The sequence below is a fragment of the Nocardia sp. NPDC019395 genome (assembly GCF_040632335.1).
Taxonomy (GTDB): domain Bacteria; phylum Actinomycetota; class Actinomycetes; order Mycobacteriales; family Mycobacteriaceae; genus Nocardia.
The window spans coordinates 71,502-89,013 of sequence record NZ_JBEYBT010000004.1; the positions used below are offsets into that span (position 1 = coordinate 71,502).

A 17,512-nucleotide genomic window follows, 5' to 3' on the forward strand; every position below is an offset into this window, starting at 1 on the left:
GCTCGCCCTCGGGATAGCACCGGCAGCCGGCCCGGCCGGTGGCAGCACCGGCCGGCAGGAACGTTGAGGTCCGGCGGGAATCACGAAGCGTGCCGGGGTCCGCCGGCGTCGCCTCCGGTCGGCGTATCGGTGACTCGGGTTCCGGTAGGGCTCGAGGGCCCGCCTTCTGTGGGGCGCTGCTCGGGCAGCGTGGTGATGGCGTGGACCGGGCAGTCGAGCAGGGCTCGGGTCACGGCGGGCTCGTCCGTGGGGGCGATGACCGGGTCGCCGGAGAGGGAGGCGTAGCCCCAGTCGTCGAGGGGGAAGTGTGCGGGGGCGTGTTTGGCGCAGATACCGAATCCGTCGCAGAGCGTGCGGTCCAATTTGATCTTCACAGCAGGGCCTCCGTTTCCACCTGGAAGGGGGAGCGGCCGGTGGCGGGCCCGCCCGCACAGTCCGGGCAGCGGTTGTCGAGATGGGCGGCGACCTCCTGCGGGAAGCGGTCCAGCAGGCTCGCCGCGGTATTGCAGGCGGCGTCGAGGGTGCCGCAGGCGCCGCGGCCACGCAGGACCGTGGACCAGCGCCGCAGGCGTTGCAGATCGTCGTCGTCGGCGCGGCCCTCGGCCAGTGCGGTGGTGGCGGCGGCCATGGCGGCCGTGCCGTTGAAGCAGGACCCGCACTGGCCGGCGTTCTCCCGGTCGAAATAGTTCAGGACCGCCGCGGCGACCGCCACCGGGCATTCCTCGGTGACGAGGGCGATCGCGCCGCAGCCCAGGCCGGCGCCGGCGCGGCGCAGGGTTTCGTGGTCGAGGGTGAGGTCGGCGACGGTCCGGTCGAGCAGACCGGTGAAATATCCGCCGACCAGGGCGCCGCGTACCGAATCGGCCGGGACACCGTGCAGGGCGAGCAGATCGGCGACCGGCAGGCCGTGCGGCAGTTCGTACAGCGTGGGCGGGTGACCGGCGGCGGTCACCGTGGCCAGGAAGGTTCCGGGGGAGAGTGCCGTGCCCGCCGCGCGGTAGGCGTCGGCGCCCCACCGGTCCAGGAACGGCAGGTTGGCCAGGGTTTCCACGTTGCTGACCAGGGTCGGCAACCCGGCGACGCCCGCTTCGTACGGGCGCGGCGGTTTGTCGGTGGGGACGGCCCGGCCGCCGTTGATCGCCTGTACCGCCGCGGTTTCCTCACCGGCGACGTACCCGGGGTCGACGCGGACGACAGCGAGTTCGGGGCCATCGGGTATCGCGCCGCCGAGTTCCTCGAGCGCCGAGATCACCGACCGTTCGGATTCCGGGTCGGATACGTAGAGGTATCCGCGCCGGGAGGCCACCAGCGCGGCGGCCAGCCGTAATCCGTCGAGCACGAGATGCGGCCGGTTGCGCAGCAGCCAGCGGTCCTTGAAGGAGGCGGGTTCACCTTCCTCGCCGTTGGCCACGATCACCGTTTCGGTCCAGCCCGCGGGCGCTGCCGCCCCCGCCCGGCCGCCGGCGCGCACACTGCTCACCTTCACCGCGAACGGGAACCCGGCGCCGCCGCGTCCACGCAACCCACTGTGCTCGACCGCGTCGGCCAGTGCGGTTACCGACCCGATGGGGCGGTAACCGCCGCTGTCGCGGTATTCGTACGCGTTTTCGACACCCCCACCCAGCCGGAGCAGGCGGGGATCGCTCCCGGGGTAGGGGACCACCGCCAGGCCCCCGGCCGTCGAGAAGGTGTGCTGCATCGTGCCTCCTGAGTGGGCGCGGCGCCCGGGCCGCTCGTATTAGGCTGATCCGCATGCGAACTGCGGTGTTGCGGGTGAATGTCGATCCGGCCGGTGCACTGACCGGTGAATCGCTGGCCCGCGGTATGGCGGAGCTGGCCGGCGTCCTCGCGGAGTCCGGCGGGGAAGTACTGGAGAAGGATCTCGGTGCGGCGCCGCGCACCCGGCGTGAGGTGCAGGTGCTGCTGGATACCCCGGATGCCGCGGCGGATACGGTCCGTATCGTCGCCGCCTGCGCCCGGGCATTCGGCACCGAACCGGTTCCCGGTGTCGTCACCTACGTCAGCCGCGGTACCGACGCCGACGCCCACGGGGTGCTCGCCGGTTTCGGCGTCACCGGCGAGATCATCCGGATGCCGGGGACGGACGGTTACGACGTCCTGCAGGTGCGGTTGCGCGAATCCGATCTCGAACGGGTCCCGGAGAGCCGGATCCATACCGCGCTGGAAGCCTCGACCAATTGCGAGGTCCGGATCAGCACGGTGTGACGCCGCGGGGCCCGCGGTCATCGGTCACCAAGGAACTTCAGGATCTCCGGGGCGGCCAGCACCCACGTGTCGAACATGTTGTACCCGTCGGCCCGGCCCTGTGCCCGGTCCTCGATCGCGCGCTCCCAGGCATCCTCGGGCCACGGAGGATCGATGAGGGTCGACCCATCGATCAGGCAGTGCACCTCGAGCGAGGTGCGTTTGGGATGGTCCATATCCCCGGCGCCGCCGCGGATGATCAAGGTGGGTACCTGGATCCGCTCGAACATCTCGTCGTCGACCCCCGGGATCGTCTGTCCCGGTTTCGGCACATAGGCGTTGAGCCAGCGCAGCGACAGTTTGATGAATTCGTCGGAGTCGAGGGAGCGCAATCGCTGTTCGTTGTCCGGGTTTTCCGCGATCAGCTCTTTCCATTCCCTCATCCGCGGCAGACCCTCGGTGCCCAGCCCGCGCACCGTCTGCAGACTGGGCAGGACGTAATAGGCGCCGAGATTGAAGGTGCCGTAGACACCGCCGACGATATTCCACAGCACGAGGTGGGTGACCAGTTCCGGATACAGCATCGTGGTGAGCATCGAATCCCGCGCGCCACCGGAACCGCCGGCCAGGATCACCGGGCCCTCGCCCAGTTCCGTCAACAGTCCGTGCAGGGTTTCGGCACGCATATGCGATTCGGTCTGCCCGTAGAACTGCACATCGGAGGCGCCGCAGTTGGGCCGGTCCCACAGCAGCACCCGATACCCACCGGCGACGAGCGCCTCGCCCAGTGGACGGAGTCCGGGGATGTCCTTGCCGTAGCGGCCGCCGGGCGTCAGCACGATGAGATCGCCGGAGCTACCGAGTATCTCGTAGACGACCTTGCCGCCGTTGACCGTTACCGCGGGCATAGCACCTCCTGAAAAGGGTTCGGGGAGCCGCCCGGGGCGGATACTCCCGCGGCCGGCCGTGGAAACGGCCGGCCGGGATCTGTCGCTGTTCGGTCAGGCGGTGACCAGCACATCGTCGCCGACGACTCGAACGGGGTAGGTGCGGATACTCCATTCGGGTTTCACCGCGGTGGTACCGGTGGCGAGTTCGAATCCCCACTGGTGCCAGGGGCAGTAGATGAACTCGTTGTCCCGCACCATCACCGAATCACCGGGTACCGATTCGTCGACCACGGTGCGGCCGCGCGCGCGGCCGGCGCACAGCGGGCCGCCTTCGTGCGGGCAGTAGTTGGCGATCGCGTAGAACGTGCCGTTGACGTTGTACACCCCGACCCCGTGCCGTCCGATCGGGACAACTTTCGACGACCCGGGTGGTATCTCGTCGACTGTGGCCACCACATGTTCCCGCCCCTGCGCGAGCCGCGGGCGAGGTTCCCGCGCGGCCGAGGGACTGCCCGCCGGGGCCTGGTTATCGTCTGCCATCAGTGCACCCGCATCTGTCCCGGCAGCGCCGGAACGGTTTCGGGCAGATGGTAGGTCTCGATACCGTTGCGGAACATCACCTTTTCCCGGGCCGCGGCCGGCAGGTGTTTCACCAGCCAGCGCGGGTCGTCGAAGGTCCAGTGCGGATAGTCCGAGGAGTAGAGCAGGATCTTGTCCGCCTCCATCCATTCGAACGCCCGGGTGAGCTCGGTTTTGTCCTCCGGGTAGTCCAGCGGCTGGGTGGTGAACTTGATGTGTTCCTTCACGTACTCCGAGGGCTTGCGCTTGATGGACATATACGATCCGCGGGCCGCGTAGATGGCGTCCATCCGCCACATCAGCGGCAGGATCCAGGTGAACGCGTGTTCCACGAAGACGATGCGCAGCTCGGGGAACCGGTCGAAGACACCGTCGAAGATCAGGCTCATCACCTGGTTCGCCGCGAGCAGCGAGTAGGTGACCATGAAATCGTGGTTGTAGCTGGGGAAACCGACCGGCGGCATGGGCATGGTTTCGTAGGCGCCGCGGCTCAGATGGCAGCTCACCGGCATGTTGTGCTTCACCGCGGCAGCCCAGATCGGATCGTAGGACCGATCGCCCCAGGAGGGCCGCGGCTCGGCCTTGATGAGGATCTGCGCCATATAGGGATGGCCCGCCCAGTGCTCGATCTCGGCGACGGCGGACTGCGGATCCTCGATCGCCACACAGATCGAACCGCGCCAGCGCTGATGCCAGTTGTTGTGCGCGTCCAGCCACTGCGCGTTCAGCCATCCGTTGACCCCCGTCGCCATCGCGGCGGTGGCCTCCGGTACCCGGGTCGCCTTCACCGACGGCTCGAGGATCGCGATATCGGAGCCCGCATCGATGATGAGCTGGCGGAATGCCATATCCGGATCGCTACCGGGGAATTCACCGTCGGCCGGGAAGGTGTCGATCCGCATGGCCTTCGAATGCGCGTAGTCGGGCGCGTCGTAGACGATGGTGTCGCCGACCCGGTGACTGAGAAAGAACTTACTGCGCCACGGTTCCGGGATATGTTCCACCAGATCGCCCCGCCGGGGGACCGGGTGCACATCGGAATCGACTACGCGCACCGGAACCAGCTCCGTGGATGGAACTCGTGCCTGTTCCTGTGTTGCTGTCATCACGCCTCCTTCGTAGGGGCTACATATGATCGGCGGAGGCCGTAGCGAAGGCGGAGGTATCGCATCATAGCGCCTCCTAGAGCACCATCGTGAAAAGATCCGACCGCATCGGCATCAGCCGACCGCGGTTACGGCGTCTATATCGATGCTGTACAGACGCGCGGCATTTCGCCAGCAGAGTTTTTCGCGCTGCTCGGCGGTGAGGGCGGCCGGTAGCGTATCGATATCGCCGCTGTGCCAGTGCGGATAGCTGGACCCGAACATCACCATGTCGTCCTTGCCGGTGAAGTCCAGCCATTCCGCCGCGAACGGCGCGTCGCCGGGACCGTCGATCGTTGCGTGCACGAAATAAATATGTCCGGGCAGGTAGTCGCTGGGGATGCGGGGCGCCCAGGGTGTCTGTTCGAGGTGCGGGCGGCCGAAGGTATCCATCCGCCAGGTGAAGGGGGTGAGCATATCGGCGCCCCCGTCGCCCCAGACGAATTTCAGGTTCGGATACCGTTCGAAAACGCCCTCGGCGATCATATTCATCAGGTGATAGATGTAGTTAAGCCCCATGAACCCGTAGTACTGCTCGTAGGTCCGTGTGTGCCCGGAGGGCGTGGGCGGGTAGCCGATGCTCTCCCCGGTTTCGATATGGGTCGCCACCGGCAGATTCGCCGCGGCGGCCGCCTCCCACAGCGGCCAGAACTGCGGTTTGCCGTACACTTCGCGCGATTGCAGCGGGATGCCGAGCTGGACGATCCGCGGATGGTCACCCAGCCGGTCGATTTCGCGCAGGGCGCCACTGATGTCGTCCGGGTTGACGCGCAGGGTGCCGCGGAACCGTTCGTGGTAGGTGCCGGTATCGAGCCAGCGCGTCACCATCATGTCGTTGTGCGCCGACAGGACGGCAGTGTCGAGATGCCGGTCGGGCAGGACACCGCGGGTCATCGGATGCAGGACGGCCACGTCCACACCACGTTCACCGAAGAGTTGTTGCCCGACGAAGTCCGGATCCGAACCCGGGTATCCGCGATGCGGTCCGCGCGCGCCTTTGACGTATTCGCCGCCGGGCGCGCCGTACCAGTCCATCTCGGCGTCGGGGATTCCGCGACTCTTGAACGGCTCCTTCAGGAATGAACGCATATCGTCGTTCGAGCGGAAGAAGATGTGCACGCTGGTATCGATCACCGGGGTGCGGTTGCCGTCGGGCAGGTCCTTCATCGCGGTTCCTCGTCGGGAAAGGGGTACCGGCCGAACCCCGCGGTATCGGCCGGTACCGCGGGTCAGTACTGGAAGTCGATCACTGCGGCGTCGGGCCGCTCGGTCACCGGTGCGGCCAGGCCCTGTTCATCGCAGATGCGCTGCAGGTGCTCCAGTGTTTCGTCCAGTCCCGGGCCCACACGTTTACCCGGGGTGAAGGTGGCCGGCAGGTTACGCATTCCCTGGATGACACCGATGGTGTCGTAGTGGACGGTGCCGTCGGGATCGCATTTGTAGTCGGGCATCCGGTCGAGTACGGCCAGCAGCATCGATTTGAACACCGTGCGGGCCACATTGGACCCGATGCACCGATGGACGCCCAGCCCGAAACTGAAGTGCCGGTTGCCCTTGCGGTCCAAAACGATATCGTCGGCATCCGGAAAGATCGTCTGGTCGCGGTTGGCCATCGCCCAGGACAACCACAGACGGTCGCCCTCTTTGAATTCGGTGCCCTGGTAGGCACAGTCGTCGGACATGGTGCGGCCGTCGCCCGGAGCGGGGGTGAAGTAGCGCAGGAATTCCTCGGTGGCCGAGTCGAGCAGTTCGTCCCGGTCCCGGCTGAGTTCCTCGCGCTGCTCGGGGTTCTCCGCCAGCCATTCCAGCGAATGCGCGGTGAGCGCGGTGGTGGTGTCGAAACCGCCGCCGATGAGCAGGCCGATCATGCCGAGCAGTTCCATATCGGGCGCGGGTTCACCGTCGATACGCAGTTCGGTGAGCGCCTTGATCAGACCGGGCCGCGGATCGGTCTTGGCCTCGTTGAGGCTGGTCAGGATATCGATACCCATCGTCCGGTGCATTTCGGCGACCCGCGCCGCATCCGGCGAATCCTCCGGCGTGTAGACCGAGGCGTGGACCGGATCGCTGTACACCGACCACTTCTTCAGCGGAATGCCGAGCATGGCCAGGGTCAGCACCGCCGGGACGATATTGGCCAGGTCGTCGACGAAATCGATACGGCCGGTTTCGATCTTCTCGTCCAGGCAGGCCCGCACGATCTCGTCGATGAACGGCTGCCAGCGTTTCACCGCGGCGGGGGACAGGTACGGGTTGAGGACGGATCGGTAGGTGCGATGCTCCGGTTCGTCCATCTCCAGCATCCCGCCGCGCACCATGGCGGCCCGGCGCGGGGTGGGAATGGAAATGCCCAGATAGCCGCGGCGTTCGTTGTGGATATCGTGATCGACCGATACCTCGGGGCAGCGAGCGAGTTCGAAGACCGCATTACCGCTGGCGGCGACCCAGTGCCCGTCGTAGGTATCGGTCCACGCCACCGGGCATTTCGCGTGCATTTCATGAGTGATCTCGGTGAACTGCTCGCGGTATTCGGGGGTGTGCCGATCGAAGTGGAAGCGATTCTGCTTGCGCTGGTCGTTATCCGTAGAAGTCACGGTCTGTTGTCCCTCTGCTGGTCACTGGGTGCGGCGAACCTTCGCCGGGGGCCCGGAACTCTGCTGCGCCGCTCCGGGAGTCGTCGGGGTGCCGACTCGCCACCGGCCGGCGGCGCGCGTCTCGATCGCCTGCGATATTCGCGCGCCGCCTGCGCCGGCGTGGCCGGGTGGGTCAGAGCTTGTGGTCGTACCACTTCAGGTAGCCGCCGCCGTCGACCCGCATCTGCATACCGGTGACGAAGCGCGCTTCCTCCGAGACGAGATACAGGATGGCGTTGGAGATATCGACCGGCTCGATCCACGGGGTCTTCATGGCCTGCTGGACGTGGAAGGCCGGTTCGGCGTCCGCGCGGGTCGGGTTCTCCAGATCGGGCCGGAACGAGCGGTACATGGGCTCGCTCTGCAGCATGTCGGTATTGCAGTTGGTGGGGTGTACCGCGTTCGCCCGGATACCGCGGGGCGCGAGATGCCGGGCGATATCGAAGATGTAGTACGACAGGGCGCGCTTGGAGTGCACGTAGGCCATACCGCCGAGATCCGAGCCCGGGTTGTCCATCTTGCTGACGTCCACCATCGCCGCCGTCGAACCGGTGGCCACGATGGACGCGCCGTCACCGAGATGCGGGAGCGCGGCCTGGATGGCGTTGATGGTGCCGACCAGGTTGGTGTTGATGACATCGGTCCACGCCTGGATATCGGGCTGGCCCTTCATACCGGCGACACCGGCCTGGGCGATCACGATATCGAGCTTGCCGAATTCCGCGACGCCGGCGTCCAGCGCGGCTTTCAGGCCGACGGCATCCCGCACGTCGGCCTTGGTCGCGATGATGCGACGGCCGGTCTTCTCGACCAGGCGCACGGTTTCCTCGAGGTCTTCGGGCGTGGCCAGCGGGTATCCGATGGTCGACATGTTCTCGCAGATATCGACGGCGATGATGTCGGCGCCTTCTTCTGCCAGACGTACCGCGTGGCTACGGCCCTGACCGCGCGCGGCGCCCGTGATGAATGCGACCTTGCCCTCAACACGTCCCACAGCATTCCCTTTCGATCTGTTTTCGGGAGTGACCTGCCCGGTATGCCGGACTGCCGGTGAGGGCAGGCGGCACGGGGCAGGGTGCGCGGCGAATGCCGCGCGTCGATCCGGCCGCGGACCCGATGCTGTATCGCCGGCGGAGACCCAGCGCCGCCGGGTAGCGGCTGCGGACATACGGCTGTTCTCGTATGCGAAAAGAACTGCGTTTTCGCATACGAGAACGGTACTCTACCGCTGGGGTCGGCGGCAAGGTTTCGGGAGAAGCCCGGTCGGCCGCATCAATACTGATGTGCTGGACAATTCGGTCGCCGTACCTCGCTATATGACCGGGTGTCGCGATTTCGTTCGGTGAAATCGACGCTCGCGTATTAGGAGAATTAGATTTCCATCAGTCGGCGATGTCAACACCTGGCGCGCATGCCCGTTGAACCCGGGTGTCCGGGTTGCCGAAGGTCTTCATCGCCACGGCGGAGTTCGGGCGCCGCACCCATGGCTTCGAGGTGCCGATCGTGGGCGTGGCGGGGTGGGGTGGGTTCGGGCGAGCCGCCGATGAAGAACAACGGGCTCGTGGTGGGCGGCGGCGAGATCCGGAAACATTTGATCCGCCGAAGAGTTGCGGCATCCATCCTGCGAGAATAGTATTCTCACAAAGGGAGATTAGCGTTCCGCCCGCCGTCCCGGCCCGTGCTCCGCACGGCAGCCCGCCGGGCCGGCACTCGAACTCCCCTGCTCGCCGAAAGGACTGCGCTTTGCCATCGCATCAGCCGCCGGCTGCCGAACCCGATCCGATGAACAACTGGGACAGCGAAACCGATGTCGTCGTCCTGGGCACCGGCGCCGCCGGGCTCACCGCGGCGCTCGCCGCCGCGGTCGAAGGCGCCGCGGTGGAACTGTTCGACAAGGCGCCCACCGTCGGCGGGACCAGCGCGGTCTCCGGCGGACTGGCCTGGATCCCCGCACATTCCCGGGCCGACCGGGAACTGTCGGTCGAGGACGCACTGGCCTACCTCGGCGCCCAATCGCTGGACTCGATGGACGACGAGCTGGTCGATGTATTCGTCCGGACCGGCGCGCGGATGCTGGACTACGTCGAACAGCACAGCGGTGTGAAATTCGAGGTGGCCGAGGGCTTCCCCGACTACAAACCGGAACTTCCCGGTGGCCGGCCCGCCGGCGGCCGATCCATCGGGCCCGCCGCCTACGACCTGGCCCGGCTCGGCGAATGGCGTGACCGGATCACCACCTTCCCGCTGGACTGGAGCAATGTCGGCTTCGACGCCGAGACCCGGGCCCGGCTGCGGGCGGTGCTGGGGGATGCCACCGCGGATGTCTGCGTCGCCGGTCAGGCTTTGGTTGCAGGACTGCTCGAGGGTGTCCTGGCCGCCGGGATCACGCCACGCACCGGTGCGCGCGGGATCGAGCTGATCGCGGAGAACGGGGCTGTCGCGGGAGCGCGTATCGCGATCGATGGACAAGAGATCGCGGTCCGGGCGCGGCGCGGGGTCGTCCTGGCCACCGGCGGTTTCGAATGGGATGCCGGACTGGTGAAGGCGTTCCTGCGCGGACCGATGACCGGCCCGGTATCGCCGCCGAACAACACCGGTGACGGACTCCGGATGGCCATGGCCCACGGTGCCGATCTCGGCAATATGGGCGAGGCCTGGTGGGTTCCGGTGGTGCAACTGCCGGGTGACACCATCGACGGCCGGCAGCGCAGCCGCAGTGTCCGGCTGGAACGCACCCGGCCACGCAGCATCATCGTGAACCGGGCCGGAAAACGGTTCGTCAACGAAGCCGCCGAATACAACTCGATGGCCGGGGCCTTCCACTACCTCGATCCGCGCGGTGGATACGTCAACAACCCCGGATGGATGGTGTTCGACGCCGAACATCTGCGCAGGTACGGATTCCTGGGTGTCGAACCGGGCGGCGCGGCGCCGGACTGGTTCTGCGAATCCGCCGATCTCGCCGAGCTCGGGGCCAAAACGGGTATCGATCCCGAGGGGCTGCAACACACCGTCGCCGGCTGGAACAGTGCGGTGGCGGCGGGAGCCGACCCCGATTTCGGCCGCGGTGCCAGCGAATACGACGGCTACTGGGGCGACCCCGATGCGGAGACCGTCGCCGGCCGCACTCTGGGGCCCGTCGATACCGGCCCCTACTACGCCGTCCCGGTGACCGTGGGCGCGATGGGGACCAAGGGTGGTCCGCGGACCGATCGCGATGCCCGGGTCCGGCATATCAGCGGTGCGGTTATTCCCGGTCTGTACGCGGTCGGCAATGCGATGGCAGGGGTGACCGGCCGGGCCTACGGCGGCGCCGGCGGAACGATCGGCCCCGGCATGGTCTGGGGATTCCGGGCCGGATACAACGCGGCCACCGGTGAATCGGTGAAGTGCTGAGCGACTACGCGCGGCCGGACGACCGGCCGTGACATCGCCGCGGGCACGGAGGAATGGACGGAGCGGAAGGTAGCAGTGTCGGAATACGAGAGCGTGTGGCGCGACCTGCAGGGTGTCGCGTTCAGTCAGGGATACCTGGACGTGGCGGGAGTGCGTACGCGCTACCTGCACGCCGGTGACCGGAACAAGCCGGTATTGGTATTCCTGCACGGGTCCGGCGGTCATGCCGAGGCCTATATCCGGAACCTGGCGGCGCATGCCGAGCATTTCTCGACGTGGTCGATCGATATGCTCGGGCACGGGTACACCGATAAGCCAGGTCATCCACTCGAGGTCGAACACTATGTGCGGCACCTGATCTCGTTCTTGGACACCATCGGTGCCGCCCGCGCGCATATCAGCGGGGAATCGCTGGGTGGCTGGGTGGCCGCACGCGCCGCCTGCGACCATCCCGGCCGGGTGGACCGGCTCGTCCTCAACACCGCGGGCGGTTCACAGGCCGATCCCGAGGTGATGGCGCGAATCGTGAAATTGTCGATGGCGGCCGCCGCCGACCCCACCTGGGAGACGGTGCAGGCGCGCATCAAATGGCTGATGGCCGACAAGTCCAAGGATTACGACGATATTGTCGCCAGCCGCCAGGCGATCTATCGGCAGCCCGGGTTCGTCGACGCCATGCGCGACATCATGGCCCTGCAGGATCCGGAGATCCGGGCCCGCAACCTCCTGGGCCCGCGGGAATACGGTGCGATCACCGCGCCGACGCTGGTGGTGTGGACCAGCGACGATCCGACCGCCGATGTCACCGAGGGTAAGCGGATAGCGTCCATGGTTCCCGGAGCACGGTTCGAAGTGCTCCCGGAATGCGGGCACTGGCCGCAATACGAGGCGCCGGCGGCGTTCAACGCCCTGCATCTCGGATTCCTACTGGGTGGCTGAGATGGATTCCGGAAACGGCCACGCCCCCGAACTCTTCGATGTACTCATCGTCGGAGCGGGACCGGTCGGGCTGACGATCGCGAATATGCTGGGCCGTTACGGGGTTCGCACCCTTCTGGTGGAAGAGCGGCCCAGCCTCATCGACTATCCGCGCGGTGTCGGTATCGACGACGAATCGCTGCGCACCATGCAGGCAACGGGTCTGCTGGACCGAATCCTGCCGCATACCAACCCGAACCAGATCATGCGGTTCGTGGACGGTGACCGGCGGCTGCTGGCCGAGATCGCCCCCACCGATCAGCAGTTCGGCTGGCCGAAACGCAGTGGTTTCATCCAGCCGCTGGTCGATGCCGAACTGCTGCGCGGGCTGGAGCGGTTCGACAGTGTCGAGATCCGCTGGGGCACGGCGATGAACGACTGTGACGACACCGGTGACGACGTCCGGGTGCAGTTGGACACCCCGGACGGACTGGAAGTCGTACGCGCACGCTATGTGGTGGGCAGTGACGGCGGGCGCAGCGCCACCCGTCGCACCATGGGTGTGACCTTCGAGGGCACCACCTCCTCGACCCGCTGGCTGGTGGTCGATATCGACGGTGATCCGCTCGGGCATCCGAACCTCGAGGTCGCCGCGGATCCGGCCCGGCCGAGCGTATCGATCTCGCTGGCGCACGGTATCCGGCGGTTCGAATTCCTCTTGCACCCCGGCGAATCCGACGCGGACGCCGAGTCCCCGGAATTCCTGGCGCGGCTGCTCGAATCCTTCGTTCCCCATCCGGATCGGCTGGACGTGATCCGACGGCGGGTCTACACCCATCATTCGAGGATCGCGGGCCAGTTCCGGAAGGGCCGGTTGCTGCTGGCCGGGGACGCCGCTCACCTCATGCCGGTCTGGCAGGGGCAGGGTTACAACAGCGGGATCCGGGACGCGGCGAATCTGGGCTGGAAACTCGCGGCCGTGGTCACCGGACTGGCCGGCGACACGCTGCTCGACAGCTACGATCTCGAGCGGCGCAAACACGCGCGGGCCATGATCGATCTGTCGACCATGGTCGGCCGGATCATCTCGCCGACGAATCCGCGAGTGGCCGCGGTACGGGATGTGGCGGTGCGTGCCCTCGCCGCGGTGCCCCCGCTGAAACGCTATGTGCTCGGAATGCGGTTCAAGCCGATGCCGCGTTATGACCGCGGTGCCGTCGTGCACGGCTGGTCCCGCTCGCCGAATTCCGCCGTCGGAACGCTGTTCATCCAGCCGTGGGTGGCTACCCGGGCGCAGCCGGATGTTCTGCTGGACGAGACCCTCGGACCGTGGTTCGCAGTCCTGTGCTGGAACAACCAGCCCCGGAAGCTGCTGGGAAACAGTGAATTCGAACGCTGGAAAGAGCTGGGCGCCCGATTCGTCGAGGCCCGGCCCGCAACCCAGTTGCACTGGACCGGCCACGACGACCCCGATGTTCTGGTGGTCGGTGATCACACCGGTGCGCTGAAGAAGTGGTTCGACGGGCACCTCGATTCCGTCCTGTTCCTGCGCCCGGACCGGTTCGTCGCCGGCGCCTGTATCGCCCAGCATGCCCCCGAACTCGGTGCGGCACTGCGGAGCACGCTCACCCTGACCCCGGGAGGTACCGATGCCGCTGGCCGTATGCTGCGTCTCGCACAGCCCGCTTCTTGAGTTACCGGGGCCGGGCCCCGAACTACTCGACGAGGTGGGCGGGGCGCTCGACCGGGCCCGGGATTTCGTGCGCGAATTCGACCCAGAACTGGTGGTGCTGTTCTCCCCGGACCACTACAACGGCTTCTTCTACAAACTCATGCCGCCGTTCTGCCTCGGTACCGCGGCCACCGGAATCGGCGACTACGGCACCTACGCCGGCCCGCTGGACGTGCCCGAGCACGAGGCGCTGGGGCTGGCCTCAGCGCTGCTCGACGCCGGGATCGATATCGCGACCTCCGCGGAGATGGAGGTCGACCACGGCACCGTGCAGCCGCTGCAGCGGCTGTTCGGCGACGCCACTGCCCGCCCGGTGATTCCGATCTTCGTGAACTCGGTGGCCACCCCGCTGGGCCCGCTGCGCCGGGTGCGGGCGCTGGGTACCGCGGTCGGCCGGCATCTCGCGACGCTCGAGCGGCGGGTACTGGTGATCGGGTCGGGCGGGTTGTCCCACGACCCGCCGGTTCCGCGGCGGGCCACCGCTCCCGAACCGGTGCTGGACCGGATCGTGCGCGGCCGCCCCATGACGACCGAGCAGCGGCAGGCCCGGCAGAGCGCGGTGATCGACGCCGCTCGCGATTTCGCCGCCGGCGACAGCGCCCTGCAACCGCTCAACCCGGACTGGGACAGGGCCTTCCTCGACCTGGTCGATACCGGCGCGCTGGCCGCGGTGGACGACTGGGACAACGACGAGATCACCCGTACCGCAGGTAATTCCGCGCACGAGGTGCGCACGTGGGTGGCCGCGTTCTCGGCGCTCGCCGCGCAGGGGTCGTATCGCACCGATGTGCGCTACTACCGGCCGGCTCCCGAACTCATCGCGGGTTTCGCCGTGCGCACAGCCCGGCCGGCCGATGAGACGAACGACGACAGGAGCGATGAGTGAGCACCGACGATGCCACGGACTTCGACGCAACCGTCGATCTGCTGGTCGTCGGCTCCGGCGGCGGCGGTATGAGCGCCGCGCTGCGAGCCGAGGCACTGGGCCTGGACACCCTGGTGGTGGAGAAGGCCGATTCGTACGGCGGGTCGACGGCGCTGTCCGGCGGCGGTATCTGGGTACCGAACGCGCCTTCGCAGCAGCGGGACGGTTTCTCGCTCGACCCCGAGGCGGTGATCGGCTACCTACGTACCATCACCGACGGCCTGGTCAGCGACGTTCGTCTGCGGGCTTATGTCGAGAAGTCACCCGCCATGATGGCCTTTCTCGAAGAACGCAGCCGCTGGCTGGAATTCGTCTGGAAACCCGGTTACGCCGACTACTACCCCGAACTCGAGGGCGGTTCGCCGCAGGGCAGCACGATCAACGTGCCGCCCATCGACCTGCGCGCACTCGGTGACGAGGAAGACAAACTGCTCAAACCGCTCGCGCTGGCGCCCAAAGGTATCTGGCTGGGCCCCAAGGATCTGCGGCTGTTCTATCAGGTCCGGCAGAACTGGGGCGGTAAGGCCATGATGCTGAAGCTGATCTGGCGCATGGTGCGGGCGCATATATTCGGCGACCGGATCGTCACCATCGGCCAATCGCTGATCGCCCGGCTGCGCCTGGCGATGAAGGAACGCGATATCCCGCTCTGGCTGGGAACGCCGATGACCTCCCTGATCACCGGCAGCGACGGCGCGATCATCGGTGCGGTGGTGGAACGGGACGGGAAGCCGGTGCGTATCCGGGCCCGCCGCGGCGTGATCCTCGCGACCGGTGGGTTCGACCACGATATGGTCTGGCGCAAAGAGGAACTGCCGGAAGTCGATCAGGACTGGAGCTTCGGCAATCCGGCGGCCATGGGTGACGGTATCCGGGCCGGGCAGGAGGCCGGGGCAGCTACCGACCTCATGGACGAGGCGTGGTGGTTCCCGGCGATCCAGTGGCCGGACGGCCGGATGCAGTTCATGCTCAACGAGCGGATGATGCCGGCACAGTTCATCGTCAACGGCGCCGGGAAGCGGTTCATCAACGAGGCAGCGCCCTATATGGATTTCGGGCACGCCATGATCGAAGGCCAGCGCACCGGGGTGACCCATATCCCGTGCTGGCTGGTCACCGACCATCGCTCCTGGCACAGGTATGTGATCGGCGGGCATCTGCCCATCCCGAAGGTCCCGTTCGCCCCGGTGCCGACCGGTTACAAGATGGTCCAGGCCTGGCTCGAATCCGGAGTGGTGAAAACGGCGAAGAGCTGGGCCGAACTGGCCGCGCAGATCGAGGTTCCGGCGGAAGCGCTCGAAGCGACGGCCGCCCGGTTCAACGAATTGGCCGAAGGCGGGCACGACGACGATTTCCAGCGCGGCGACAGCGTCTACGACAACTATTACGGCGACCCGACACTGCCCAACCCGAACCTGTATCCGATCGGGAAACCGCCCTACTACGCGTTCCGCATCGTCCTCGGCGATCTCGGGACCTCGGGCGGATTGCGGACCGACGAGCACGCCCGCGTCCTGCGCGGGGACGGGTCGGCGATCGACGGCCTGTACGCCGTCGGTAACGCCTCGGCCGCGGTGATGGGCCGCAGCTACGCCGGCGCCGGCGCCACCATCGGGCCGGCCATGACCTTCGGATATATCGCCGCCGAGCATTGTGCCGGGACAGCGGCGGGCGAACCGGCGGGGGATACCAGCGGAGGGTCGGCAGCGGCCGGAGGAGACGACACGACGATCGACACCACTGGAGGTAATCGATGAAAATATCCCTCTTCTACGAGTTCGCCCTGCCGCGGCCCTGGAGCGACGACGACGAATTCGAGATGTTCCAGGACGGGCTGACCGAGGTAGAAGCTGCGGATAAGGCCGGTTTCTCCACGGTATGGCTCACCGAACACCATTTTCTCGAGGAGTACTGCCACTCCACCGCGCCGGAGATGTTCCTCGCCGCCGCCAGCCAGCGGACGAAGGATATCCGGCTCGGCTTCGGCGTGATGCATCTGCCGCCGGGGATCAATCATCCCGCCCGCGTGGCCGAACGGGTCTCGACCCTCGACCACCTGTCCGGTGGGCGGGTCGAATTCGGGACCGGCGAATCGTCGTCGGTCGGAGAGCTGGGCGGATTCGCTATCGACCCCGCGGATAAGCGCGGTCAGTGGGAGGAAGCGCTCGACGTCACGCTGCGGTGTATGACCGAGACGCCGTTCACCGGGTTCAAGGGGCAGCACATCGAGATGCCGCCCCGCAACATCATCCCCAAGCCCCGGCAGACCCCGCACCCGCCGCTGTGGGTCGCCTGTACGCGGCCGTCGTCGGTGCAGATGGCCGCCCAGAAGGGTATCGGCGCTCTGAGCTTCGCCTACACCGGTCCGGGTCCGCTCGGTGACCGAGTGCGCGGCTACTACCAGGAATTCGAAGAAAAGGCGGCGCCGACTGTCCCGCAGATCAACCCGAACATCCTGGCCATCGGCGGCGACCTGTCGATGATGGTGGCGCGTACCGACGACGAGGCCGTCAAACGGCTCGGCGTGGGCGGCGGATTCTTCTCGTTCGGGATCATGCACTACTACATGACGGGTATGCACACTCCCGGCCGTACCGGGGTGTGGGAGAAGTATCTGGAGGCCGTGAAAGAGGACGAGTCGCTCGCGTACGGTCCCGGGCGCGGTGCCATCGGTGGTCCGGAAACGGTGCGCGAGTTTCTGCGCGGGTACGAGGAGAGCGGGGTCGACGAGATCATCCTGCTGCTCAATCCGCGCAGCCACGAAGGCACGATGGAATCCATCGAGATCATGGGCAAGGAGATCCTGCCCGAGTTCATCGAGCGTGACGAGAAAGCCGTGGCCGCCAAGGCCAAACGACTCGAGCCGGTGATCGAGAAGGTGGAGGCCCGGCGCCGTCCGCTGGCCTCGCCGGACTTCGACGAGGAGTACTCGTTCGGTGGTCTGCCCACCGGCCGCGGCGGCAAATTCACCGCCAGCGAGATCCCCGAGGCCATGGCCGAGATCAACGAAGGCCGTGTACAGGCCGCCCAGCGAGCCAAGGACGAGCAGCAGGGCTGAATGCCGGGCTGCGGTGAGATACGAGAGCGAG

General features: G+C 66.9%; 15 protein-coding genes. 7 read left to right on the top strand and 8 right to left on the bottom strand.

The features are described from left to right. Positions 1-80: 80 nt before the first annotated feature. Complete coding sequence (locus ABZ827_RS13710; RefSeq protein ID WP_357236797.1) at positions 81-374, bottom strand: ferredoxin; 294 nt, start codon at positions 372-374, stop codon at positions 81-83. Further along, positions 371-1,699 (bottom strand): NADH-ubiquinone oxidoreductase-F iron-sulfur binding region domain-containing protein, encoded by a 1,329-nt coding sequence (locus ABZ827_RS13715; protein WP_357236799.1) that lies wholly within the window; start codon positions 1,697-1,699, stop codon positions 371-373. The genes ABZ827_RS13710 and ABZ827_RS13715 overlap by 4 nt, the downstream gene beginning before the upstream one ends. Before the next feature lie 53 nt (positions 1,700-1,752). Between ABZ827_RS13715 and ABZ827_RS13720 the strand changes: the two genes are divergently transcribed. After that, positions 1,753-2,226 carry a hypothetical protein gene (locus ABZ827_RS13720; RefSeq protein ID WP_357236801.1) on the top strand — a complete coding sequence of 158 codons (474 nt, stop codon included), beginning with the start codon at positions 1,753-1,755 and terminating at the stop codon, positions 2,224-2,226. 17 nt (positions 2,227-2,243) lie between these two features. On the opposite strand, the gene ABZ827_RS13725 is transcribed toward ABZ827_RS13720, so the two are convergent. The 6 genes from ABZ827_RS13725 to ABZ827_RS13750 form a co-directional block, all read right to left on the bottom strand. Then, positions 2,244-3,113: an alpha/beta hydrolase gene (locus ABZ827_RS13725; RefSeq protein WP_357236803.1), complete on the bottom strand. Its 870-nt coding sequence runs from the start codon at positions 3,111-3,113 to the stop codon at positions 2,244-2,246. 93 nt (positions 3,114-3,206) lie between these two features. After that, positions 3,207-3,635: a Rieske 2Fe-2S domain-containing protein gene (locus ABZ827_RS13730; RefSeq protein WP_357236805.1), complete on the bottom strand. Its 429-nt coding sequence runs from the start codon at positions 3,633-3,635 to the stop codon at positions 3,207-3,209. After that, the gene (locus ABZ827_RS13735; protein ID WP_357236807.1) at positions 3,635-4,780 is read right to left on the bottom strand and encodes an amidohydrolase family protein; all 1,146 of its coding nucleotides are present in this window, start codon (positions 4,778-4,780) and stop codon (positions 3,635-3,637) included. Before ABZ827_RS13735 ends, ABZ827_RS13730 begins: the two co-directional genes overlap by 1 nt. A gap of 114 nt (positions 4,781-4,894) precedes the next feature. Continuing rightward, complete coding sequence (locus tag ABZ827_RS13740) at positions 4,895-5,986, bottom strand: amidohydrolase family protein (protein ID WP_357236809.1); 1,092 nt, start codon at positions 5,984-5,986, stop codon at positions 4,895-4,897. Positions 5,987-6,048: 62 nt separating this feature from the next. Then, positions 6,049-7,413 carry a cytochrome P450 gene (locus tag ABZ827_RS13745; protein ID WP_357236810.1) on the bottom strand — a complete coding sequence of 455 codons (1,365 nt, stop codon included), beginning with the start codon at positions 7,411-7,413 and terminating at the stop codon, positions 6,049-6,051. A 172-nt stretch (positions 7,414-7,585) separates the two neighbouring features. Beyond that, positions 7,586-8,446 (bottom strand): mycofactocin-coupled SDR family oxidoreductase, encoded by an 861-nt coding sequence (locus ABZ827_RS13750; RefSeq protein WP_357236811.1) that lies wholly within the window; start codon positions 8,444-8,446, stop codon positions 7,586-7,588. A gap of 788 nt (positions 8,447-9,234) precedes the next feature. On the opposite strand from ABZ827_RS13750, the gene ABZ827_RS13755 reads away from it, so the two are divergent. From ABZ827_RS13755 to ABZ827_RS13780, 6 genes are all read left to right on the top strand, one after another. Next, positions 9,235-10,848 (top strand): FAD-dependent oxidoreductase, encoded by a 1,614-nt coding sequence (locus ABZ827_RS13755; RefSeq protein ID WP_357237413.1) that lies wholly within the window; start codon positions 9,235-9,237, stop codon positions 10,846-10,848. 75 nt (positions 10,849-10,923) lie between these two features. Further along, positions 10,924-11,787: an alpha/beta fold hydrolase gene (locus ABZ827_RS13760; protein WP_357236812.1), complete on the top strand. Its 864-nt coding sequence runs from the start codon at positions 10,924-10,926 to the stop codon at positions 11,785-11,787. Between the two features lies 1 nt (position 11,788). Further along, positions 11,789-13,459: a bifunctional 3-(3-hydroxy-phenyl)propionate/3-hydroxycinnamic acid hydroxylase gene (locus ABZ827_RS13765; protein ID WP_357236813.1), complete on the top strand. Its 1,671-nt coding sequence runs from the start codon at positions 11,789-11,791 to the stop codon at positions 13,457-13,459. Next, positions 13,416-14,384 (top strand): 3-carboxyethylcatechol 2,3-dioxygenase, encoded by a 969-nt coding sequence (locus tag ABZ827_RS13770; RefSeq protein ID WP_357236815.1) that lies wholly within the window; start codon positions 13,416-13,418, stop codon positions 14,382-14,384. The genes ABZ827_RS13765 and ABZ827_RS13770 overlap by 44 nt, the downstream gene beginning before the upstream one ends. Next, positions 14,381-16,180, top strand: a complete 1,800-nt coding sequence (locus ABZ827_RS13775) for an FAD-binding protein (protein ID WP_357236817.1) — start codon at positions 14,381-14,383, stop codon at positions 16,178-16,180. Before ABZ827_RS13770 ends, ABZ827_RS13775 begins: the two co-directional genes overlap by 4 nt. Beyond that, positions 16,177-17,481 (top strand): LLM class flavin-dependent oxidoreductase, encoded by a 1,305-nt coding sequence (locus ABZ827_RS13780; protein WP_357236819.1) that lies wholly within the window; start codon positions 16,177-16,179, stop codon positions 17,479-17,481. Before ABZ827_RS13775 ends, ABZ827_RS13780 begins: the two co-directional genes overlap by 4 nt. Positions 17,482-17,512: the final 31 nt, after the last annotated feature.